Here is a 22,352-nt window from a genome sequence, read left to right on the forward strand (position 1 = left end):
CAATATGGAACGCGCATTCCTTTGCTGAAAAGTAGCCTGTCAGGCCTTGGGCTTGCGGCCAGCTTCGCGCCGCTTCTCGCCAACCGCAACGGTCAGCGCCATGGCCAGCGCCATCGTCGCTGACAACGAGCGGAAGCCGGCGAAATCGGCCTCGGCGACCTCGAACCAGACCTTGGCGAACTGGGCGAGCGGCGAAAAGGAACTGTCTGTGATCGCCACGATCGGAACGCCTTGCTCGGAAATGACGCGCGCCTCGTCGATGGCCGCCGGGGCATAGGGTGAGAAACTGATGGCGATGACGGCATCCCTGGGCGAGGCAAAGCTGATCATCTCGGCGTTGAGGCCGGCGGCCGATTCGATCAGCTGGTTGCGGATCTTGAGCTTGCCCAGCGCATAGGCGATGTAGGAGGCGACCGGATACGAGCGGCGCTTGGCCAGCACATAGATGGTCTCCGCCTTTGCCAGCAAGGCGATCGCATCTTCGAAATGGTCTTCGTTCAACCTGCCTGAAACATCGTTGAGCGAGGTGCTGGCCGCGGCGACGAAGCCGTCGAAGATCGCCCGGTGACCGGCGCCTTCCTCGGCCTTGGCGCGCAATGCCGCCAGTCTTTCGTCATAGGACGAATTGCGCTCACGCAGGCGCTCGCGAAACACCAGCTGCAGACTGGTGAAGCCGTCGAAGCCGAGCTGCTGGGCGAAACGGATCAAGGTCGAAGGCTGGACGCCGGCCGAAGCGGCGATGCTGGCGGCCGTGCCGAAGGCAATGTCGTCAGGATTGTCGAGCGCATAGGCGGCGATCTGCGCGATACGCTTGGGCAGGCTATGGCGCCGTTCCAGGATCGTCGTCCGCAGCGTCTCGAAATCGCGGGGCACCCGTTCGTCCATCGTCGCTCCGCCCAGGCTCGTCAGTCGATGCCGTGTGTGCCCCATCATAGCGAGCCTGTGCAAGAAGGCCATAAAAAATGAGGCATGCGTTCCATTTCTGGATAAAATGGACTAATTCATCCACACAATCTTTCTGGCGACGGAGACAAGGGAAATGGTCGGAGTCGGTCTTATCGGCACGGGCTTCATGGGCAAGTGTCACGCCATCGCCTGGAACGCGGTCGGCACCGCCTTTTCCGACGTGGCCAAGCCAAGGCTGGTCCATCTCGGCGAGGTCAATGAGGATCTTGCCAAACGTCGTGCCAGCGAATTCGGCTTCGCCAGGGCCTCCGGCGACTGGCGTGCCGTCGTCGATGATCCGGATATCGATATCGTCTCGCTGACCACGCCCAACCAGTTCCACCCGGAAATGGCCATCGCCATCCTCGAAGCCGGCAAGCATCTGTGGTGCGAAAAGCCGATGGCGCCGAGTTTTGCCGAGGCGCAAGCCATGGCGGCGGCGGCGCAAAAGTCCGGCAAGGTGGCCGCTCTCGGCTACAACTACATCCAGAACCCGGCCATCCGTCATATCGGTGCGCTGCTCGACGAAAAAATCATCGGCGAGGTCAACCATCTGCGCGTCGAGATGGATGAGGATTTCATGGCCGACCCGGAGGCGCTGTTCTTCTGGAAGCACGAGGCGGCGTCCGGTTACGGCGCGCTCGACGATTTCGCCGTGCATCCGCTGTCGCTGGTCGCCGTGCTGTTCGGCCGCGTCGCCCGCGTGATGTGCGATATGGCAAAACCCTATGCCGATCGCCGCGTTGCGTCGGGCGGGCGCCGCGCGGTCGAGACCTACGACATCGCCAACGTGCTGATGCATCTCGAAAACGGCATTGCCGGCACGCTGCTGGTCAATCGTTCGGCCTGGGGCCGCAAGGGCCGGATCGCCATCCAGATCTTCGGCTCGAAGGGCTCGATCCTGTACGACCAGGAGCGGATGAACGAGTTCCAGCTCTACCTCACATCAGACCGGCCGACCGAGCAAGGCTATCGCACTATCCTGGTGGCGCCGCATCACAAGCCCTACGACGCCTTCCTGCCGGCACCCGGCCACGGTCTCGGCTTCAACGACCTCAAGATCATCGAATGCCGGGAACTTTTGGCGCGGCTTGCCGGCAAGCCGGCGCGCATCATCGATTTCGACGAAGGACTTGAAATCGAGCGCACCGTGCATGCGATGGCGCGCTCGTTCGAGGAAAAGCGCTGGATGGATGTTAGATAGCTCAACCTGGAAGCCGGCGACGCATCAGTTGCCGGCGGTTGTGGCGTTGATCTCCCACCCGTCCACCCAGAGCTGCCGCAGATCATCGCCTTCGCCCTTGAACCATAGGCCTGTCGGCTGGCAGTCATCGATGCGGTCGCTGCGGAAATTGCGGATGGCCTGGCGGAGTTCGCACCATGCGACGATGTTGGCGGTTTCGGCATAGTAGATGAGGGCGATCGGGCGGATGATGCGTTCGGTCGCCCGGCCCGCTTCATCGCAATAGGAGAGGTCGAGCTTTTCCTCGTCGCGGATGGCGCGGCGAACCAGCGCCAGATCGACCGCCGAGGCCGAAGGTGCTGCGAATCCCCAGGCATGCAGGGCGTTGGCATCGAGCGTCTGGCGCAAAGGCGGCGGCACCGCGCCGGCGATCTTGGCGCTGACGCGCTTGGCCGCCTGCTTCAGCTCGCTGTCGCCGGTGCGCTCCAGCAACGCCAGCGACAACACGATCGCCTCCATCTCCTCGATCGAAAAAATCAGCGGCGGCAGGTCGAAGCCGGGGCGCAGGATATAGCCAATGCCGCGGCCGCCTTGGATCGGCACACGCATCGCCTGCAAAGCGGCAATATCGCGATAGACCGAGCGCATCGTCACTTCCAGACGCTCGGCAATCATTGCCGCGGTCACCGGCTTTCTGGCTAGCCGCAGGATCTGGATGATCTCGAATAGACGCGACGCCTTGCGCAATTCACTCAAACCTCGAAGGCAACTGACAACACCCCGTCAGTTGGGATCACCTATAGGGCGGCCTATCGGTTTGAAAATCAACAGGGTCCGCTGCGGCTTTGCGGCGCCAGACGGCAGGCAACTGGCATGAGCTACACGGAAAACCTCTGGCTGTTCTTCATTCTCCTGTTCGGCATTATCGCCGTGCCGGGCATGGACATGCTGTTCGTGCTTGCCAATGCGCTGACCGGCGGACGCGACAGAGGATTGGCGGCGACCGGCGGCATCATGCTGGGCGGCATGGTGCATACGCTGAACGGCGCGGTCGGCGTCGGCCTGCTGATGCATTTCGTGCCGATCCTGTTCAAGCCGCTCCTGATCGCCGGCGCCGCCTATATGGCCTTCATCGGCATTACTCTGATGCGCAGCTCCATCACCGTCGGCGATAACGCGCCCGCCGGCAGCCGCACTGCCTGGAAGGCGTTTCGCCAAGGGCTGGTGACCTGCCTGATCAATCCGAAGGCGTATCTTTTCGTCCTTGCCGTCTATCCGCAGTTCTTGAAGCCCGCCTACGGTCCGATCTGGATGCAGGCAACCGTCATGGGGTTGCTGACGGTCCTCACCCAGGCCGCCATCTATGGCGGGCTTGCGATCACCGCCGGCCGCAGCCGTAACCTGCTGGTCGCCAATCCGCAGGCGACCGTTCTTGCCGGCCGGGCGGCTGGGCTGTTGCTGTTCGCCGTCTCGGTGTTCACTGTCTGGGAAGGACTCAGCGCGGCGTGATCCGCCGGGGAACGCCGCGCTGCCGTGTTTCAGCACCCTTGCCACAAGAGGAGCGCGTCAGGCGGCTCCCGGACGGCTCGATATCATTGCGCGTCGCGCTGACCGGCGCCGCTCGACGGCGTCGGCAAGGCCGTGCAGCACCGTCTCGGTGGTTGCCCAGTCAATGCAGCCATCGGTGATGCTCTGGCCATAGACCAGCGGCTTGTTGGGCATGACCTCCTGCCGGCCGGCGACGAGGTTGCTCTCGATCATGACGCCGATGATGCGCGCGTCGCCTGCTGCGACCTGGCCCGCCACGTCAGCCGCCACCGTCGGCTGGTTCTCAGGCTTCTTGTTGCTGTTGGCGTGGCTGACATCGATCATCAGCCGAGGTGCTACCCCGACCCGACCGAGCTCCGCGCAGGCGGCAGCTATGCTCGTTGCGTCATAGTTCGGCACAATGCCGCCGCGCAGGATGACGTGGCAGTCCTCGTTGCCGGTGGTCGTCGCGATGGCGCTGCGCCCGCCCTTCGTCACCGCCATGAAATGATGCGGCTGGGCGGCGGATTTCACCGCCTCGGCGGCGATCCGCAAATTGCCGTCGGTGCCGTTCTTGAAGCCAACAGGGCAGGACAGGCCGGATGCGAGTTCCCGATGGATCTGGCTCTCTGTCGTGCGCGCGCCGATCGCCCCCCAGGCAACGAGGTCGGCAATATATTGCGGAGTGGTCATGTCGAGGAATTCGGTCGCCGCCGGAAGGCCGAGATTGTTGACGGCGGAGAGCACGTTGCGGGCCAGCCTCAGTCCCTTGTCGATATTGAAGCTGCCGTCCAGGTCGGGATCGTTGATCAGGCCCTTCCAGCCGATCGTCGTGCGCGGCTTCTCGAAATACACGCGCATCACGACCTCCAGCCGGCCCGACAGGCTCTCTCGAAGCGTCGCCAGACGGCTGGCATAGTCTACGGCAGCGTCCGGATCGTGGATCGAGCAGGGGCCGACGACGACGATCAGCCGATCATCGGCGCCGGTCAGCACGGCGTGGATCGCGTTGCGTGAAGCGGTAACGGTCCGCGTGGCCGTCAGCGTGCGCGGTATCTCCCGCATCACCTGGTCCGGCGTACTCAATTCCCTTATTTCCTTGACCCGAAGATCGTCGGTGGTGGCCAACACGGCTTTCTGCTCCTGATTGGGAGACCTGCCGGCTGAAACAAAAAAGCCGCCCAGGTCTGGCGGCTGTTCGGATTTTGATGCTGCAATCTTCAGATCGAGCGCAATCCTCCCGCCGCCAGCGAGCTGCCGTAGCTAAAGTACCAGAACGAGGCGGTCAGGTGGATCATGCCAGCCCTATAGCCGAAGCCGGGGCGCTTGTCACGCCCTGATGCTATTCTGCGCCCGCTCCGGCAACGTTCTGGTCGTAATCGACCAGCGATCCGGTCATGACGCCCGACTGCGGGCTGACCATATAGCTGATCAGCCGGGCAAGCTGGTCCGGCTTCACCAACTGGCCCATCGGCTGCGCGGCCTCGGCCTTTTCCAGCCAGTCGTCGGGTGCCGCGTGCCATTTCTTCTGCACGATGTCCTCGCCCTCGGTGTCCATCCAGCCAGGCAGCACCGCGTTGCAGCGGATGCGATTGCTGCGATAGGCGTTGGCGACATTCTTGGTCAGCGTCATGAGAGCGCCCTTGCTCGACGAATAGGGCGTCAGGAACGACTGGCCGCAATGCGCCGACATCGACAGCACGTTGACAATCGAGCCAGGCGCCTTGCGGTCGAGCAGGTGCGCCACCAGAGCCTGCATCAGGAAGAAGGGGCCGCGCACATTGGTCTGGAAGATCTGGTCGAATGTTTCCTCGGAGGTCTCGACCAGTGATCCGCGGGCCGAGGTGGCGGCGGCGTTGACCAGCGCGTTGACGGTGCCGAAATGAGCGATCGCCGTTTCGACGGCCCGCCTGCAGTCGGCCACTTGGGCGACATCGGCGCTGATGAACATCGCGTCGACGCCCGACTTCTTGAGGGTGGCGACGGCCTTGTCGCCCTTCTCCTGCGAGCGTCCGATTAGCGCCAACGCCCGGCAGCCCTCATCGGACAGCGCCTCGGCGACGGCGAAGCCGATGCCTTGCGCGCCGCCGGTGACGATGGCGCGTGTTTCGGAATTGCGACCGGCGGAACCGTTCATCGCCTTGCTCCTGTGCTTGGTGTTGCTTCAGATGGTCTTGTCGAGGCGGACGGTCTTGCCGTCCCTGGCCGATTTTAGCGCCGCGTCCGCCAGCCGCAGCGCGACGAGCCCATCCTTGCCGCTCGGTGCGGCCTTGTTGCCTGATGTCGCCGCCGCGATGAAGGCGGCGATCTCGTTGGCATAGGCGTCGAGGTAGCGGGTCATGAAGAAGTCGTGCAGCGGCGGGCGCGTATAGCCTTTCTCATTGGCCAGTTCGATCGACACCGGCCGCTGGTTCTCGGCCGCGACCATGCCTTTCGAGCCATGCACCTCGATGCGCTGGTCGTAGCCATAGGTGGAGCGCCGCGAATTGGAGATGATGCACTGCTTGCCGGAGGCGGTTTCGAGGATGACGCTGACGCTGTCGAAATCGCCGGCCTCGCCGATTTGTCTGTCGACCAGCACCGAGGCATGGGCGCTGACCGCCACCGGCTCCTCGCCGAGCAGGAAGCGCGCCATGTCGAAATCATGGATGGTCATGTCGCGGAAGATGCCGCCCGAGCGGCCGATATAGTCGAGCGGCGGCGGGCCGGGATCGCGCGACGTGATGGTCACCATCTCGACGGTGCCGATGGCACCGTCGTCGATCGCCTTGCGCACGGCGGCGAAATGCGGATCGAAGCGGCGGTTGAAGCCGACCATCAAAGTGGCGCCGGCCTTGTCGACCACAGCCAAGCATTCTTCCACTCTGCCGGCGTCGAGGTCGATCGGCTTCTCGCAGAAGATCGCCTTGCCGGCCTTGGCGAACCGCTCAATCAGATCGGCATGGGTGTCGGTCGGCGTGCAGATGATGACCGCATCGATATCCCCGGCTTTTTCGATGGCCTCGATAGTGCGTACTTCCGCGCCATAGGCCGACGCCAGATCCGTCGCCGCCTTCTCGAAGGCATCGGCAACTGCGACCAGTCTGGCCTGCGGATTGGAACCGACGGCACGGGCGTGAACCTTGCCGATGCGGCCTGCACCGAGAAGAGCGAAGCGGAGAGACATGGGATTTCCTTTGAGGATTGTTCGAAATGGAAGTGCGTCTTTAATGCACCGTTCACGGCAAGGCGCAGTAGATTTTCTTATTGCGGTTGCTCGGCGACCGGCCGATGACCCGCCGCGCCGGCATTCGCCTTAGGCCGCAAGTTCTGCCTCCCCGGTCTTGGCGCCGGTGATGTAAGAGACAACGTCGTTGCCGTCGGTGTCCTGCTTGCGCAGATTGGCGACGATGCGGCCGCGTCGGAAGACGACGATGCGGTCGACCAGATCAAACACCTGGCGCATGTTGTGACTGATCAGGATCAGCGGCTCGCCATTGGCTTTCAGCGTGCGGATGATGTTTTCGACCTGCATCGTCTCCTGCACACCAAGTGCTGCCGTCGGCTCGTCCATGATGATGAGCTTGGACGCAAAAGTCGCGGTTCTGGCGATTGCCACGCACTGGCGCTGGCCGCCCGACATGTGGCGGATGGTGTTGGAAAGGTTGGGAATCTTGACCGCCGTGCGGATCAGCGCTGCCTCGGTCGCCTTACGCATGAACTTGCGATCGAGGATCGAGAACGGCCCGAGATTGAAAAGCACCTTTTCGCGGCCGAGAAACAGGTTCGACGGCACGTCGAGATCGTCGGCGAGCGCAAGGTTCTGGAACACCGTTTCGATGCCCGCCTCGCGCGCGGCGATCGGGCCGGCGAAGTTCACTTCCTTGCCGTCGAACCAGACCTTGCCGCTGGTGCGCTGCTCGACGGCCGTGATCTGGCGCACGAAGGTCGATTTGCCGGCGCCGTTGTCGCCCATGATGGCGACATGCTCGCCCTTGCGCAGTTCGAAGTTCGCGCCTTCGAGCGCATGCACGCCGCCATAGTATTTGGTCAGGTTTTCGGTCTTCAGGACGATGTCTGACATGATCAAGCCCTCATTGCCCGCAGGCGCTGGCGCCACTGATCGAGAACGACTGCGCCGATGATGATCACACCCTTGACCATCTCCTGGTAGTAGGCGTCGAGGCGCAGGAAGGTGAAGCCGGAGATGATGACGCCGAAGATCAGCGCACCGATCACCGTTCCGATGATCGAGCCGCGGCCGCCAGACAGCGAGACGCCGCCGATGACCGCCATGGCGATCGCGTCCAGTTCGTACATCACGCCCATGCCGGCCTGAGCGGTGAGGTTCTTGGAGCTCAGCACCACGGCAGCAAGCGAGGCGAGGATGCCGGCAATGACGAAGACGAGGATCTTGTGGTTCTGGACATTTATGCCGGACATGCGGGCGGCGTCCTCGTTGGAGCCGATGGCATAACAGTGCTTGCCGTACCTGGTGTATGACAGGATCAGCTGGAACAAAATCGCCAGCGATATGAAGATGATGACCGGCATCAGCCCCTTGCCGATGGCGGCGAAACTTTCGGTGGGAAACGAGATCGGCTGCCCCTTGGACCACCATTTGGCGACGCCGCGCGCGGTGACCATCATGCCAAGCGTGGCGATGAACGGCGGAATGCGGGTGTAGGCGACCAGCGTTCCGTTGATCAGGCCCGCCAGCAGGCCGCAGCCGATCGCGACAAGCACCGGCACGATCACCGGCAGGTCAGTCCAGCCCTGCTCGATGAACATCGCCTTGGGGTTAGGGTTGCCGTTGACCGTCGCCACCTGGGCGAAGCTCATGGCGATCATCGCCGTGGCGCCGACGACCGAACCCGAGGAAAGATCGATGCCGCCGGAAATGATCACTTGCGTCACACCGATGGCGATGATGCCGACGATCGATACCTGCAGGATGATGATCTGCAGGCGCGCCTCGTTGAAGATCGTATCGACATTGGCGCGGGTGTTGAACAGGAAGCTGTCGCCAAGAAAGACGCGGCCTATCAGCTCGAAGGCGCCGACGAGGATGATGAGCGCCAGGAAAACGTTGAATTCGGCAGGCCATGTGCGCTTCTTCGCATCATAGCTGAGTCCGCCGACGCCATGGGTTGTCTGTGCCAAATCTTGATCCTCCATCAGCCGTAGTCGCCCTCCCGCCGGCTGTTTCGGCGATAAGGGAAAGGAGGAGAGGCGCTTTTTTGTTTTTTCGACATCGGATTCTCAAATCGGTCCGATGCTCTGCCGCGCCGCTCCCTATCGAAAAACGGGTCCTCTGCCTCAGTTCTTCTGCAGGAACTTGTCGATGTTTGCCGGCGTGACCAGCTGGAAGGGGATGTAGACCTTCTGTTCAACCGCCTCGCCCTTGGAAAGCTTGAGCGCCGCGTCCAGCGCCCCGGCACCCTGGCCGGCCGCATCCTGGAATACGGTGACGTCGAGATCGCCCGCCTGCATCGCGGCAAGCGCGTCCTGAGTGGCGTCCACGCCGCCGACGACAACCGACTTCATATCGATGTTGGCAGCCTTCATGGCCTGGATCGCACCGATGGCGCTTTCGTCATTGTTGGCGATCACACCGTCGAACGGCTTGCCGGTCGACAGCCAGTTGGTCATCAGGTTCTGCGCTTCCTCGCGTTTCCAGTTCGACGTCTGCTTGTCGATGATCTTGATGAAGCTGCATTCCGGAGTGGCGATCACATCGTCAATGTCCTTGGTGCGCTGCACCGCGGCCTGGTTCGACAGCTCGCCCATGATCACGTAGACATTGGCCTCGGTCTTGCCGGCTTCCTTGAACAGGCGGCAGACTTCCTGGGTCTCGAGAGTGCCTGACTCAACCTCGTTCGAGGCGACGAAGGCCTGGTTGTCCGGCAGCGTGTCGACATTGACCGGCTCGCGGTTGACATAGACCAGCGGAACATTGGCCGCAGCGGCCGCGTCCGACATTGCCTGGGTGGCCGAGGTGTCGACCGGATTGACGATGATCGCGTCGACGCCCGAGGCGACAAAGTTCTTGATCTGGTCGAGCTGCTTGGCGACGTCGTTCTGCGCGTCCTCGACCTGCAACTCCACGCCGTCCATGCCCTTGGCCTGCTCGATCATGCCGTTGCGCAGCACCGTGAGAAAATTGTCGTCGAACAGCGCCATTGACACGCCGATTTTGGCAGCGAGGGCGGACGAGCTCATCAGCGCCAAGAATGCGGCGCCCAACAGCAGTTTCTTCATTTTATCTCTCCTCCACAGAATTGGTGTCCGGCTGCACCGATCTACCCGGAATCCCCGATCTCCAGGGGAATCTCTCCCGATTGCCATCTCCGTTCCCGATGGCGATTTCCGCGTTGGCTGGAACGCCAAGTCCTCTGCTTGAAACAGATGTTCCGGAACGAAAGAACCAAAATACCTATCTGGTGAAATATTTATTCCATTCCGCCTGCGGGCGTCAAGGAGATTCCGAAATCGGATGGCGGATTTTCGGGCAACGCGGCTGAGCGCCGGCAAATCTTCTGCAAGAATCCATCAGGCTGATGGTTCACATCATTGCCGATGCATCGTGGTGCCCGATCTGAACCTGGATGCATTGGCTGAGCCTAGATGTTTTGCCCGAATCTAGATGTTTTCCGGCAGATAGATGTCGAAGGGCAGGAAGGTCTGGCCCGGCGCGTTGGCAGCGCCTGCCTCGATGGCATGCGCCATCAGATCGACAAGCTCGCGGCATAGTGCTGCCAGCGGCGTCGAAATCACCATGGTCAGGATGTTGTCGGCGAGCGCCGCGCGCGACTCGGCGTTGATCTCATTGCAAACCACCACCGGCATATTTACGGGCCTCGCTGCCCTGAGCGCGGAAACCGCGCCTTCCATGCCGCCGCCGGCGACGTAGCAGCCGGCAAGATCCGGGTACCGCGCCAGAAGATCGATCATCGCATCATGGGTCACCTGGTTGGCTTCCAGGTTGACCAGCGTCTCCATCACCGTGAATTCCGGCGCATGCTCGCGGAAAAATGATCTGAAGCCGATCTCGCGTAGCTCATGGCCATGGAAGCGATGGCTGCCGACAAAAAGTGCTACCTTGCCAGGCTTCCTCGCCGCCCTGGCGATCATCCAGGCCGCGGTACGACCGACCTTGCGGTTGTCGAGGCCGACATAGCCCTCGCGGATGCCGGCGGCAAAGTCGGATAGCAGAGAGAAGACGGGTTGCCCCTTTGCCTTCAGGGTCTCGACGGCTGCCGTCAGCGTCGGATGGTCCGGACCGACAAGCGCGACCGCCCTGGATTTCGCCGCCAGCTTGCGCATCTGGGCGGCGATCTCGTCGGGGGCCAGCGAACTGGCGAAATCGATGGTTGCGACGCCGCGGAAGCGCTGCGATTGCGAGACCGCCAGTTCGAGTTCCCGCGCGAAATCGCTGTAGAAAACATCATTGCCCCTCAGCAGCAGAAAGCCGAGCCGATATTCCGGCAGTTCCTGGCGCATCCGCTGTTTGATCAGCCCGGCGGCGTGGTAGCCGATGCTGGTGGCGGCCTCATAGACGCGGCGCGCGGTTTCCTCGCGCACCGGCAGGCGGTTGTTCAGCACCCGGTCGACGGTGGCGACGCTGACGCCGGAGGTGCGCGCCAGATCGGTGATGGTCGGCCGTTTTGCCATGGCTATCTCTCCGCTTGCCAAATTGGTTTACATCATTCTGATGGAAAATGATAGAAACCATCTTTGTGATATTGAGCCCATCATGGCTTGGCGTTACTTCTAGGCTTCGAGGCCTGCAACCACGGCCTGGTCATTGACCGGGCGGGTTGCAGGACGCTGGTGGAGGCACTCTCATGGACGCAATGTTGGACGCAGCACCGTCCCGGCGCGACTACAGCCTGATCGGCCGCGACGCCAAGCTCGCCGTCGAGACCGGGCTGGCGGCGGCCGAATGGTATCATACCGATATCCCGCGCAAGCAGATGAAGGAGCTAATGCAGCGCTCCGACGGCCCGGCGATCCGCGACACCATCATCTGGCTCGCCGTCCTGATCCTTAGCGGCGCAGGCGGCGCCTGGTTCTGGGGCACCTGGTGGTGCGTGCCGTTCTTCTTCGTCTATGGCGTCGTTTACGGCTCTTCCACCGATTCCCGCTGGCACGAATGCGGTCACGGCACCGCGTTCAGGACGCAGTGGATGAACGACGTGATCTATCAGCTCGCCTGCTTCATGATCATGCGCAATCCGGTGACCTGGCGCTGGAGCCATACCCGGCATCACACCGATACGATCATCGTCGGCCGCGATCCAGAAATCGCGGTGATGCGCCCACCGGACCTGTTGCGCGTCGTGCTAAATTTCTTCGGCATTGTCGATGCCTGGCATGCCATGAGCGACATGGTGCGCAATGCGGCCGGCATCATCAGCCCGGCGGAAAAGACCTTCATTCCCGAGCAGGAGCAGCCAAAGGCGATCCGCATTGCCCGCATCTGGACCGCGATCTATGCCGCGACCATCGTGCTGGCAATTTATAGCGGGTCGTTCCTGCCCTTGATGCTGGTCGGTCTGCCCCGGCTTTACGGCGCCTGGCATCATGTCATGACCGGCCTGCTGCAGCATGGCGGCCTCGCCGAAAATGTAGTCGACCATCGCCTCAACAGCCGCACCGTCTACATGAACCCGATCAGCCGCTTCATCTACTGGAACATGAACTACCATGTCGAGCACCATATGTTCCCGATGGTACCCTACCACGCGCTGCCCAGGCTGCACGAGATGATCAAGCACGACCTGCCAGCGCCGACGCAGTCGATCCTGGCCGGCTATCGCGAGATGGTGCCTGCCTTCCTGCGCCAGCTGCGCAATGAAGACTATTTCCTCAAGCGCGAACTGCCGCCGACCGCGAAGCCCTATCGCGAGGAATTTCACAACGACAACGATGCTGTCGCGGCAGCAGCGGAATGATATGCGCCCATGCCAAGCAACATGCCGGGCAAGCTGACCAAGCAAAATTCTGCCGGGAGGACTGATGAGCGACTGGGTCGAGGCCTGTGACGCCGAAGACATCGACGAAGAGGACGTGATGCGGTTCGACCATGGCGGACGCACCTTCGCCATCTATCGCAGCCCCGACGACGAATATTTCGCGACGGACGGTTTGTGCACGCATGAGAAGGTGCATCTGGCTGACGGGCTGGTGATGGACGACATCATTGAATGCCCGAAGCACAATGGCCGCTTCAGCTACAAGACCGGTGCGGCCAGGGGCGCGCCGGTCTGCGTCAATCTCAGGACTTATCCGGTCAAGCTCGACGCCGGCAAAGTCCTGGTGCAGATAGGGTGACGGTGATGACGAACGGGATGGTCATCATCGGTGCCGGCGAATGCGGCGGGCGGGCTGCCTTGGCGTTGCGCGATCTCGGCTATGACGGGCCGGTGACGCTGATCGGTGACGAGCCGCATCTGCCCTATGAGCGGCCGCCGCTGTCGAAAGAAGCGATGGCTAGTGATGCGCCCGAGATCAAGGCGATCGCCAGCGATGAAATACTGTCCGAGAGGTCGATCCGGCATATCCATTCGGTTCAGGCGATGGCGATCGACTGCGCGGCGCACGTCGTGCACCTGTCGGACGGTTCGGTCCTGCCTTACGACAAACTCTTGCTGGCGACCGGCTCAACTCCGCGTAAGCTGCCGATGCCGGGGCTTGGCGCGCGCTGCGTCTACCTCCGGACCTTTAATGACGCGCTGGCCATTCGCGCGCATCTCAGCGCCGGAAACCGAATCGCCATCGTCGGCGGCGGCTTCATCGGTCTTGAGCTCGCCGCCGCGGCACGCAGGCTGGGGGCCACGGCCACCGTCATCGAGGCGCAGCCGCGGATCCTGATGCGCGGCGTGCCGGCCGAGATCGCCAAAATCATCCACGAGGCGCATGAAGCCGAAGGCGTCAAAATCCTGTGCGGCGACGGCATCTCGGCGATCGCCGACGACGGCGCCGGGGTGCGCATTGCGCTTGCGGGCGGAAAGGACATCGTCGCCGACCTGGCAGTGATCGGCATCGGCGCCGTGCCGGTGACCGGACTTGCCGCGGAAGCGGGGCTGACGATCGACAACGGCATAGCTGTCGATGCCGAGCTTCGCACCAGCGATCCGGACATCTTCGCCGCCGGCGATTGCTGCTCGTTTCCGCTTGCCGTCTATGGCGGCCGGCGCGTGCGGCTGGAAGCCTGGCGGAACGCGCAGGAGCATGGCGCGCTTGCGGCCAGGAACATGCTTGGCGCCGGTGAAAGCCACGCGGCGGTGCCATGGTTCTGGTCGGATCAATACGGCCTGACCTTGCAGGTATCAGGCCTGCCGGACCAGGGCAGCAAGGTTGTGCGCCGCGACCTCGACGATGGCGCCTTCATCCTGTTCCACCTCGCCGAGGACGGCAGGCTGGTCGCGGCGAGCGGCATCGGCCCCGGCAATTCGGTCGGCCGCGACATAAGGCTGGCCGAGATGCTGATCGCCAAGAGGGCAAAGCCGGCGCCTGAGGCGCTCGGCTCGCAAACGATCAAGCTGAAGTCGCTGCTGGCGGCGTGAGCCGCGGCGGGTTCCCCGAACTATTGGAATGACGGAACGCGCCCAGACGAAGGCAAGCTCTGTCTTTGTCAGGCAATCAGCAGGCCTCCATCCACAACCAGAATTCCACCTGTCGTATATGGATTGCGCATTGCGAAGATAATCGCATCCGCCAAATCTTCCGGCTGTCCAAAGCGGCGAGCGGGCAGCGAGGTTTCAGCCGACTTCGCACTTTGCTCACGGCGTGCGCTGTTTATAGGCGTATCCACCAGCCCTGCCATGACCACGGTCACGCGAACGGGTGAAAGCTCCCTGGCAAGCGCCTTGCCGAAACCCGGAATGGAAGCACCTTCAGCGGCAAGAAGGGAGAACCCATAGCGGGAGGGCGGACCGCCGCCGCGCCGCACATCATCACGATCGAGCCAGTGGGCGAAAGGCGATGCGATGCAGCCTGCACGACTGTGAAGTAACCTCGCATCTTGTCGAGCTGCGTTCGACATCCTCATCCGTCAGATCGGCGAGCGGCTTTGCCCGCGCCAGTTCGTCGGCGACTGCAGTGAGGACCAGATGGTCAATTGTGTCGTAATCGGCAAGGGCATTGGCGACGCCAACCGCATCGCGCATATCGGCTGCATGAAGCCGCACATGTCCCGGCATGCCTTCTGATGCGCGTTGGAGCTTGTCCATGGAGCGGGACATCATAACGACCTCCGCGCCGCGGGCCGCCACCTCCCAAGCCACGGCATGCCCGATTCCGGAGCTCGCGCCGACGACAACCACCCTCTGTCCGTCCAGGTCACGCTCCATGTTGATGTCCAGCTATCGGCTCTTGAAAAGAGTGGAATAAGGTTCGGTGTTGATAAGAAGGATCACGCACTGCTTTACCGACATACAGGCATCGGCATGCATCTGGTCTGCCTTCTGGGTCCAATATGATCCGGGCTGCAGCTCGATGTTTCGGCCCTCACCCGTTTCCGGCACCCAGTGGCCCCAGGTGCCCTCAATGACAATGCCCTGATAGTCTGCCGTATGTGCATGTATCGGTGCTTGCCATCCCCCCGGGACTTTCAGCAGCGTTCCAGCCGGACCCACATCGCGCTTGCCCCATAAGGGGCCCAGCCGGTGGGGCTGGTCAGGCATTTCCTCATAATACGGCACCTTCTCAACGGGCAGGTATGTATTCTCCAGGGCGTAAGTCTGAGACGGCAGGACAATAACCGCGGCTACCGCCGCCACGAGCTTTGGAAAAGACACTGACATCTCCCTCAATGTTGCCACGTTGCCACGAATCTACTGGCAGCAGAGAAGAGCCTATTGTGGAATGCCGGACGAACAATGATACTGCGTCCGAGATGTATGCTCGATCATTCCAATTCTGCCGATCCTGTCGTCCATCTTCTTGGACAGTTCCTGCGTGATCTCAGGCCAGCGGAAGCGAGTTACTGCCGGGCCGAGGTAACGCGGCCTTGGGCATCGGCCTGCAATTCCAAAAGGGAATTCGCTTCCATTTCGTCGCCGAAGGCAGCTGTTGGGTGCTTATCGAGGGGTCTGAACCAGAGCGGCTGGACCAGGGCGATGTCGTGCTCCTGCCACATGGCACCAAACATGTCATCGCCGACGACCCTGAGAGCGCGGTGACCGATCTCGCCCTCTTGGGGCCAAGACAGATATCCGGCACAAGCTATTCGCTCAACACCGGCGGCGGGGGTGCCCGATCCCTCATTTTCTGCTGCACCGTGGATTTCGAGGAACCGCTGGCCGATCGATTGATTGGGACCATGCCCGCAAAACTTGTGCTTCGCGAGGGACCGAACCGCGCCCGATCTCTCGGCATGCTGCTGGAGGTAATGGCGGCGGAGATGGCGGAAGAAAGCGTCGGCTCGGCCACAATAATGGCCCGTCTGGCTGATGCGGCCATCAGCATCATTGTTCGCGATTGGGCCAGGGATAGCGATGATCATCGCCGAGGCTGGCTCGCTGCGCTGCGCGATCGAGGACTTGGCCCCGCCCTGCTCGACATCCATACGAGACCGGGGGAAAACTGGTCTCTGGCCCGATTGGCGAGAACTGCGGCCATGTCGCGGTCGACCTTCGCCGAACGTTTTTCACATGTGCTTGGGGTATCGCCGGCCCGCTATGTGCTCGAATTCCGAATGTGCGAAGCAAAACGCCTGCTCCTTGACCCGAGCCTGACGATCCCAGCCATCGCCGCGCGCCTGGGATATGCTTCCGAAGCCGCTTTCAGCCGTGCCTTCAAGCGGACCACAGGAAACCCTCCTGGGCAACTTAGGCGCTTACGAACGGCTTCCGAAGTGAGGCGCGAACCCCGAGCCTAAGTGCGGATGAAGGACATTGCATCAAGGGCAATGAGCTCCTTGGCCGAGTGCCTCATCCGCTTATTGGCGCATTTGCGCTCTTGTATCGGCTCTCACCAACAGGGGCTCCACCCCAGGGCGGCTGTGGTCGTCAGGTACCAAGCGTGATTTAACAACTAAAACAGCGCCTTCAGCTCCGGCAATTTGTCGTTGACCAGCCAGCCATAGTAATTTTCCTCGGGCAGCTTCTCCGGTTCGCCCGCGTCGCGGCGCCTGTCGTTCTCGGCCTTCAGCGCATGGGCACGCTGTTCCGGATTGCCGACATTGTAGAGCGTCGATGTGATGCCGGGATTGCCCGATATGTCGAAGCCGGCAATGCTCTGGTAGGCATCGATCGATTTCCGGATCGTCGCTGCGACATAATCCAATGTCAGGTCCGGATCCATGATGGTCTTGTAGACCGCGTTCGGATCGCCGACGTCGAGCTTCGGCAGGCCGGAAACCTGGTGCACGAGATCGCTCATCTGCAACGCCGTCAGCGGATTGAGCTGACCGAGGCCAAAAGTCTGGCCGGCATAATAGGGCTGGAAGAAAGTGGCGCCGAAGCGGTCGTCGGGGAAGCTCTCACCGCCGACAGTCTTGCCGCGAAAGGACTGGTTCCACACCTGCTCGCGGCATTCCCACAGCGCATAACTGTCCGATTTGCCGGCGCATTCCTGGAATTGCGGCCGCTGCATAAAATCGGTGATGTCCTCGCCTTCATAGGCGAAAGACAGCTTGCTCGACAGATAAGAGATCGCCTTGACGTAGTAGGTCTGCAGCCGGTCGTAGGCGTCGACATTGTAGGTGTGCTCGCCGACGATGGCGCCGACGATATGCATCGGGTCGATGCCATAGGTCGCCGCCGCTTGGCTGATCTTGCCGCGAAGACCGGCGTCGTGCTGCAGCAGCGCATAGACCTTGCGGTATTTTGCCTGGAAGGTGGTGTTGGTGGCTTGGGTGCGCCGGCTCGAGGCGCCCGGTATGTTGGGCTGCTCGGCATGACTGTTGCCCGGCGGGACCATCGTCGCCGCTTCGGCGGCGAACATGGCTGTCGCCAGCGTCAGCCCGAGAATGACGAGGATCAGTTTTTTCATGCGCCGCCGCCTGCAAAAGCGCATGATCCCCCGAATCGATCTTCGGGGTCATGCGCAAAACCAACTGTATAGCGCCCTTTGCACGCCCAACTGATGCGCGGCGCTGTAGTTGCCGGGCAAACTAGGTAAAGCTGGAAGTGGAGTCGAGGGCCCCTGCGCCGGGCAAGACAAAAGCTGGCCAGATGCTTCCATTTGGCCACACGTTTCAGAACTTGCCGGCTCCCCCGGCCCATTTCTTGTGGGATGGATTGCCTGCTACAGGATGAAACGCGACAAATCCGTGTTTCTGGACAGGTCGCCGACATGCTTTTGCACATAGGCTGCGTCGATGGTCACCGCCGTGCCGTGCCGGTCCGGCGCGTCATAGGAGATCTCATCCAGCACCCGCTCCATGACCGTCTGCAGCCGCCTGGCGCCGATGTTCTCGACGCTGGCGTTGAGATCAACCGCAATGCCGGCCAGCGAATCGATGGCGTCGTCGGTGAAGACGAGATCGACGCCCTCGGTCTTCATCAGCGCGATGTACTGCTTGATCAGGCTGGCCTCGGTCTCGGTCAGGATGCGGACGAAATCGTCCTTCTCCAGTGCACGCAGCTCGACGCGGATCGGCAGTCGGCCCTGCAGTTCCGGCAGCAGGTCCGACGGCTTGGCGATGTGAAACGCACCCGATGCGATGAACAGGATGTGGTCGGTCTTCACCGGTCCGTATTTGGTCGCCACCGTTGTGCCTTCGACAAGCGGCAGCAGGTCGCGCTGCACGCCTTCGCGGGAAACACCGGCGCCCATGCCGCCTTCCCGCGAGGCGATCTTGTCGATCTCGTCGAGGAAGACGATGCCGTCGTTTTCGGTCGATTCGAGCGCCCTGCGCACCACCTCGTCCTGGTCGAGCAGCTTGTCGGACTCGTCGCCGACCAGCACCGTGTACGATTCCTTCACCGTCGTCTTGCGCGTCTTGGTCTTCTGGCCGCCCATCGCTTTCGACAGCATGTCGTTGATGTTCAACACGCCGATATTTGCGCCCGGCATGCCGGGAATCTCGAAGCCGGGCATGCCGCCAGTGCCGGTGTCGCTTACTTCGATCTCGATCTCCTTGTTGTCGAGCTCGCCGTCGCGCAGCTTCTTGCGGAAATTGTCACGTGTGCCGGGGCTCGCCGTCTTGCCGACGAGCGCTTCCAGCACACGTTCCTCGGCATTGATATGGGCGCGCGCCTTGACATCCTCGCGCATCTTCTCGCGCACCAGGCCGATGGCGATCTCGACCAGGTCGCGGATGATCTGCTCGACGTCGCGGCCGACATAGCCGACTTCGGTGAACTTGGTCGCCTCGACCTTGACGAACGGCGCACCGGCAAGGCGTGCCAGGCGGCGCGAGATCTCGGTCTTGCCGACGCCGGTCGGGCCGATCATCAGGATGTTCTTCGGCATCACCTCTTCACGCATCTGGCCTTCGAGCTGCTGGCGGCGCCAGCGATTGCGCAGGGCGATGGCCACGGCACGCTTGGCGTCCTTCTGGCCGATGATGAAGCGATCGAGTTCCGAAACGATTTCACGGGGCGAGAATGTGCTCATATTCCTAAATTCCACTTTGCCACTGCCGGATGGACTCGAACGGATGCAGCAGCATGATCACGTTGAGCGTCAGATTGTCCCGGATGAGGTAGCCGACACCGAATTCGAAGATGACGGCCAGGGTCACGATCACCCATATAGGAAGCCTGCGCGCCATCACAAATCCCAGCACCATCGCCAGCGTGTCCGCCACCGAATTGATGATGCTGTCGCCATAGTAGTCGAGGGAGATCGTGCCGGCGCGATAGCGCTCGATGATCAACGGGCTGTTCTCGAGAAGTTCCCAACCGCCCTCAATGACGACCGCAAATGCCAGCCTGAGCCCGATCGGCGAGCGCGGGAACAGAGCCCACGCCAGCGCATAGAACAGGAAGCCGTGGATGAGGTGCGAGAATGTGTACCAGTCGGAAATATGCTGGGAATTCTCCGAACTCTGCACGATGCCGTGCCACAGCTTGACGTAGCCGCATGTGCAGATCGGGGTTCGGCCCATGCCGTAAAGGACTCCGGCCTGGAATATGATCAGGCCGAGGACCAGCAGAAGTCCCATCCGCCAGCTGTCTTCATAGGCCGAGACGGGTTTGTCGGCGCCGGTTGTGCTCATGCTGTTACTGCCCCTCTTCGGCTTTATTCGGCGTCGCCTTATTCGATATCGTCCTCTTCGGCGTCGATTGCCATCAGCACGGCGTCGCCATATTCCGATTGCCTTCGATCGATAGCTCTGAAACCGGCCTTTTCATAGGCGCGGATCGCTCGTCCGTTGGATGGATCCGGGTCGATGATGACACGCGGCGCCCCTTCCTCGAACAGCTGTTCCACGAACTGCCGGACAATTGCCGAGCCGTGGCCGCGTCCGATAAGCTCAGGCCTGCCGATCGACAAATCTATGCCGAGCGTACCGAACGGCTGGTCGCTATAGGGATGGCCGTCTTCCAGATGCGGGTCGTAGCTCTGCATGTAGCCGATCGGCTCGCCATCGAGCTCGATGATCAGCGGTTCGACGGAAATGCTGTCGATGTGTTGGCGGATCTGGGCGATCTCCGTCTCCGGATCATCCCACCACTCCGCGACATGCGGCTCGGCCAGCCATGCCGCAATCATCGGCAGGTCCGACTCCGTCACCGGCCGAAAATCGTATCTATTTTCTTGTTTGGCCATGATCTTCTCCGAACCGAAGGTCAGTGGAGCAAAAACCGGTTTCCACTTTTCGGGATCATGGCCAGCGGCCGGTTCAGCCGGCATCGAGCGTTTCGATGACGAAGTTGTTGTTGGTGTAGACGCAAATGTCGGATGCGATCTGCATCGCCTTGCGCGCGATCTCCTCGGCATCTTTGTCGGTGTCCATCAGTGCGCGCGCCGCGGCTAGCGCGTAATTGCCGCCCGAACCGATGGCCATGACGCCATGTTCGGGTTCGAGCACGTCGCCGGTGCCGGTCAGCGCCAGCGAAACCGATTTGTCGGCAACGAGCATCATCGCTTCAAGCCGGCGCAGATAGCGGTCGGTGCGCCAGTCCTTGGCGAGTTCGACGCAGGCCCGCGTCAATTGCTCCGGATATTGTTCGAGCTTGGCCTCCAGCCGCTCCAGAAGGGTGAAGGCGTCAGCGGTGGCGCCGGCGAAACCGGCAATGACATTGCCGCTTTTGCCGATGCGGCGCACCTTCTTGGCATTGCCCTTCATGATGGTCTGGCCGAGACTGACCTGGCCGTCGCCGGCAATCACCACCTTGCCGCCCTTGCGCACCGTCACGATGGTCGTGGCGTGCATGGTCAGTTCATTCGACATCTTCTGCTCCGATCAGCACCGGTCCCGAAAAGGCGATTGGCGCGTTACGAGTGACTTGATCGGCCATATGTATGCATAGGTCCGATGATTGCAAACCAGCCACCCGCCAGGCTCGATATCCCCTGGCATGGCAACTGGCAATCGCCGGATCATGCTGCTAGAAGGCTCTCGTTTTCAAGCACGTGGACGCTTGGAACGTCTGAACTCTGGACAAGGATGAGGTCATGCCGCCCCGTTCCGCCAACGCCAGCCGCAAGACTGGGGAGACCGACATCTCCGTGTCGGTCCAGGTCGACGGCTCGGGAAAATCCGATATTTCGACGGGCGTCGGTTTCTTCGACCACATGCTGGACCAGCTGTCGCGCCATTCGCTGATCGACATGACAGTCAAGGCCAAGGGCGATCTGCACATAGACGACCACCACACGGTCGAGGACACCGGCATCGCGCTCGGCCAGGCGCTGGCCAAGGCGTTGGGCGAGCGGCGCGGCATCATGCGCTATGCCTCGGTCGATCTCGCCATGGACGAGACGCTGACGCGCGCGGCGATCGACGTTTCCGGCCGTCCTTTCCTTGTCTGGAACGTTGCGTTCTCGTCGCCGAAGATCGGCACGTTCGACACCGAACTGGTGCGCGAATTCTTCCAGGCCCTGGCGCAGAATGCCGGCATCACGCTGCATGTCGCCAACCACTACGGCGCAAACAATCATCACATCGCCGAGACCTGCTTCAAGGCGGTGGCGCGCGCGCTGCGTTTCGCGCTTGAAAGCGACCCGCGCCAGCCGGATGCGGTTCCGTCCACCAAGGGATCTCTGAAGGGATAGGCCATGGCCGTCTATGTCGTGATGGAACCGCCGGGCCGCGGCGAAAAGCCTGATGTAACCTTTGTCCGGGATGGTTTTTCCTGGCTCGGCTTCCTGGTGTCGCCGCTGTGGTTGCTCTGGCACCGGTTGTGGATCGAGGCAGCACTGGCGTTTGTCGCCATGGCCCTCCTTTCGATGCTTGCCGAAGGGCTGAGGCTTGGGCTGGCCGGCCCGCTGCTGTCGCTGCTTGTATCGCTCTATATCGGGCTGGAGGGTCAGGCCTTGCGGATCGCCGCACTGCGCCGTCGTGGCTGGCATGAATGGGGCGTCGTCGAGGCCAACAGGCTCGACGATGCCGATACGCGCTATGTGCTGGAAGCCGAAGCGCAAGCGGACGAGCAAGCGCCAGTGCCGCGCATCGTTCCGCACGCCGCCCATGCCCGGCCGACACATATGGGCATCGCGCTAGGGTTGAACCACACTCCCGGAAGACCCTGACATGCGGGCCGCGATCATCGACTACGGCTCGGGCAACCTGCGCTCGGCCACCAAGGCCTTCGAG

General features: G+C 61.9%; 25 protein-coding genes. 8 read left to right on the forward strand and 17 right to left on the reverse strand.

Translation table 11 applies throughout. The annotated features are described in order from the left end of the window. Nucleotides 1-39: 39 nt before the first annotated feature. Nucleotides 40-885 (reverse strand): MurR/RpiR family transcriptional regulator, encoded by an 846-nt coding sequence (locus tag EOA85_RS05790; RefSeq protein WP_127208692.1) that lies wholly within the window; start codon nt 883-885, stop codon nt 40-42. A gap of 154 nt (nt 886-1,039) precedes the next feature. On the opposite strand from EOA85_RS05790, the gene EOA85_RS05795 reads away from it, so the two are divergent. Beyond that, nucleotides 1,040-2,149 carry a Gfo/Idh/MocA family oxidoreductase gene (locus EOA85_RS05795; RefSeq protein WP_127208693.1) on the forward strand — a complete coding sequence of 370 codons (1,110 nt, stop codon included), beginning with the start codon at nt 1,040-1,042 and terminating at the stop codon, nt 2,147-2,149. Nucleotides 2,150-2,173: 24 nt separating this feature from the next. On the opposite strand, the gene EOA85_RS05800 is transcribed toward EOA85_RS05795, so the two are convergent. After that, complete coding sequence (locus EOA85_RS05800) at nt 2,174-2,875, reverse strand: YafY family protein (RefSeq protein ID WP_127208694.1); 702 nt, start codon at nt 2,873-2,875, stop codon at nt 2,174-2,176. Nucleotides 2,876-3,001: 126 nt separating this feature from the next. Between EOA85_RS05800 and EOA85_RS05805 the strand changes: the two genes are divergently transcribed. Then, complete coding sequence (locus tag EOA85_RS05805; protein ID WP_127208695.1) at nt 3,002-3,637, forward strand: LysE family translocator; 636 nt, start codon at nt 3,002-3,004, stop codon at nt 3,635-3,637. A 57-nt stretch (nt 3,638-3,694) separates the two neighbouring features. Here EOA85_RS05805 and EOA85_RS05810 read toward each other — a convergent pair whose 3' ends face one another. The 7 genes from EOA85_RS05810 to EOA85_RS05840 all read right to left on the reverse strand — a co-directional run bounded on the left by EOA85_RS05810 (nt 3,695) and on the right by EOA85_RS05840 (nt 11,308). Next, a complete protein-coding gene (locus tag EOA85_RS05810) occupies nt 3,695-4,786 on the reverse strand; it encodes a 3-deoxy-7-phosphoheptulonate synthase (RefSeq protein ID WP_127208696.1) in 1,092 nt (363 codons plus the stop codon). A 211-nt stretch (nt 4,787-4,997) separates the two neighbouring features. Next, the gene (locus tag EOA85_RS05815) at nt 4,998-5,792 is read right to left on the reverse strand and encodes an SDR family oxidoreductase (RefSeq protein WP_127208697.1); all 795 of its coding nucleotides are present in this window, start codon (nt 5,790-5,792) and stop codon (nt 4,998-5,000) included. A 27-nt stretch (nt 5,793-5,819) separates the two neighbouring features. After that, nucleotides 5,820-6,821 (reverse strand): inositol 2-dehydrogenase, encoded by a 1,002-nt coding sequence (iolG, locus tag EOA85_RS05820; RefSeq protein WP_127208698.1) that lies wholly within the window; start codon nt 6,819-6,821, stop codon nt 5,820-5,822. A gap of 129 nt (nt 6,822-6,950) precedes the next feature. Then, nucleotides 6,951-7,718 (reverse strand): ATP-binding cassette domain-containing protein, encoded by a 768-nt coding sequence (locus EOA85_RS05825; RefSeq protein WP_029347391.1) that lies wholly within the window; start codon nt 7,716-7,718, stop codon nt 6,951-6,953. Between the two features lie 2 nt (nt 7,719-7,720). Then, nucleotides 7,721-8,797: an ABC transporter permease gene (locus tag EOA85_RS05830; RefSeq protein WP_065011676.1), complete on the reverse strand. Its 1,077-nt coding sequence runs from the start codon at nt 8,795-8,797 to the stop codon at nt 7,721-7,723. A gap of 156 nt (nt 8,798-8,953) precedes the next feature. Next, nucleotides 8,954-9,895, reverse strand: a complete 942-nt coding sequence (locus tag EOA85_RS05835) for a sugar ABC transporter substrate-binding protein (RefSeq protein WP_095517462.1) — start codon at nt 9,893-9,895, stop codon at nt 8,954-8,956. A gap of 381 nt (nt 9,896-10,276) precedes the next feature. Continuing rightward, nucleotides 10,277-11,308 (reverse strand): LacI family DNA-binding transcriptional regulator, encoded by a 1,032-nt coding sequence (locus EOA85_RS05840; protein WP_127208699.1) that lies wholly within the window; start codon nt 11,306-11,308, stop codon nt 10,277-10,279. Between the two features lie 173 nt (nt 11,309-11,481). Between EOA85_RS05840 and EOA85_RS05845 the strand changes: the two genes are divergently transcribed. From EOA85_RS05845 to EOA85_RS05855, 3 genes are all read left to right on the forward strand, one after another. Further along, nucleotides 11,482-12,591, forward strand: a complete 1,110-nt coding sequence (locus EOA85_RS05845) for a fatty acid desaturase family protein (protein ID WP_164759501.1) — start codon at nt 11,482-11,484, stop codon at nt 12,589-12,591. A 64-nt stretch (nt 12,592-12,655) separates the two neighbouring features. Then, a complete protein-coding gene (locus EOA85_RS05850) occupies nt 12,656-12,970 on the forward strand; it encodes a MocE family 2Fe-2S type ferredoxin (protein ID WP_095517459.1) in 315 nt (104 codons plus the stop codon). A 5-nt stretch (nt 12,971-12,975) separates the two neighbouring features. Continuing rightward, nucleotides 12,976-14,205, forward strand: a complete 1,230-nt coding sequence (locus EOA85_RS05855) for an FAD-dependent oxidoreductase (RefSeq protein ID WP_127208700.1) — start codon at nt 12,976-12,978, stop codon at nt 14,203-14,205. Between the two features lie 68 nt (nt 14,206-14,273). Here EOA85_RS05855 and EOA85_RS39795 read toward each other — a convergent pair whose 3' ends face one another. From EOA85_RS39795 to EOA85_RS05870, 3 genes are read right to left on the reverse strand one after another with little or no spacing between them, the layout of a single operon-like run. Next, a complete protein-coding gene (locus tag EOA85_RS39795) occupies nt 14,274-14,591 on the reverse strand; it encodes an SDR family oxidoreductase (protein WP_164759503.1) in 318 nt (105 codons plus the stop codon). Nucleotides 14,592-14,595: 4 nt separating this feature from the next. Then, on the reverse strand, nt 14,596-14,991 hold the full coding sequence (locus EOA85_RS39800; RefSeq protein WP_127208702.1) for an SDR family NAD(P)-dependent oxidoreductase: 396 nt from the start codon (nt 14,989-14,991) through the stop codon (nt 14,596-14,598). A gap of 12 nt (nt 14,992-15,003) precedes the next feature. After that, nucleotides 15,004-15,444 (reverse strand): DUF4437 domain-containing protein, encoded by a 441-nt coding sequence (locus EOA85_RS05870; RefSeq protein ID WP_127208703.1) that lies wholly within the window; start codon nt 15,442-15,444, stop codon nt 15,004-15,006. Nucleotides 15,445-15,626: 182 nt separating this feature from the next. Between EOA85_RS05870 and EOA85_RS05875 the strand changes: the two genes are divergently transcribed. Then, the gene (locus EOA85_RS05875; protein ID WP_348627883.1) at nt 15,627-16,520 is read left to right on the forward strand and encodes an AraC family transcriptional regulator; all 894 of its coding nucleotides are present in this window, start codon (nt 15,627-15,629) and stop codon (nt 16,518-16,520) included. A 155-nt stretch (nt 16,521-16,675) separates the two neighbouring features. On the opposite strand, the gene EOA85_RS05880 is transcribed toward EOA85_RS05875, so the two are convergent. The 5 genes from EOA85_RS05880 to hslV all read right to left on the reverse strand — a co-directional run bounded on the left by EOA85_RS05880 (nt 16,676) and on the right by hslV (nt 20,987). After that, nucleotides 16,676-17,635, reverse strand: a complete 960-nt coding sequence (locus EOA85_RS05880) for a DUF1402 family protein (protein WP_127208705.1) — start codon at nt 17,633-17,635, stop codon at nt 16,676-16,678. Between the two features lie 255 nt (nt 17,636-17,890). Next, nucleotides 17,891-19,204, reverse strand: a complete 1,314-nt coding sequence (hslU, locus tag EOA85_RS05885) for an ATP-dependent protease ATPase subunit HslU (RefSeq protein WP_065011538.1) — start codon at nt 19,202-19,204, stop codon at nt 17,891-17,893. 4 nt (nt 19,205-19,208) lie between these two features. Continuing rightward, nucleotides 19,209-19,808 carry a DUF2585 domain-containing protein gene (locus EOA85_RS05890; protein ID WP_095517453.1) on the reverse strand — a complete coding sequence of 200 codons (600 nt, stop codon included), beginning with the start codon at nt 19,806-19,808 and terminating at the stop codon, nt 19,209-19,211. A 38-nt stretch (nt 19,809-19,846) separates the two neighbouring features. Then, nucleotides 19,847-20,362, reverse strand: coding sequence for a GNAT family N-acetyltransferase (locus tag EOA85_RS05895; protein WP_065011675.1), 516 nt, complete (start codon nt 20,360-20,362; stop codon nt 19,847-19,849). A gap of 73 nt (nt 20,363-20,435) precedes the next feature. Next, nucleotides 20,436-20,987, reverse strand: coding sequence for an ATP-dependent protease subunit HslV (hslV, locus tag EOA85_RS05900; RefSeq protein ID WP_029347417.1), 552 nt, complete (start codon nt 20,985-20,987; stop codon nt 20,436-20,438). Between the two features lie 224 nt (nt 20,988-21,211). On the opposite strand from hslV, the gene hisB reads away from it, so the two are divergent. Beyond that, complete coding sequence (hisB, locus tag EOA85_RS05905; protein ID WP_065011535.1) at nt 21,212-21,811, forward strand: imidazoleglycerol-phosphate dehydratase HisB; 600 nt, start codon at nt 21,212-21,214, stop codon at nt 21,809-21,811. A gap of 3 nt (nt 21,812-21,814) precedes the next feature. Further along, nucleotides 21,815-22,288 (forward strand): DUF2628 domain-containing protein, encoded by a 474-nt coding sequence (locus EOA85_RS05910; RefSeq protein WP_127208706.1) that lies wholly within the window; start codon nt 21,815-21,817, stop codon nt 22,286-22,288. Nucleotides 22,289-22,352: the final 64 nt, after the last annotated feature.

This window comes from Mesorhizobium sp. M5C.F.Ca.IN.020.29.1.1 (genome assembly GCF_003997375.1).
Lineage (GTDB): Bacteria > Pseudomonadota > Alphaproteobacteria > Rhizobiales > Rhizobiaceae > Mesorhizobium > Mesorhizobium wenxiniae.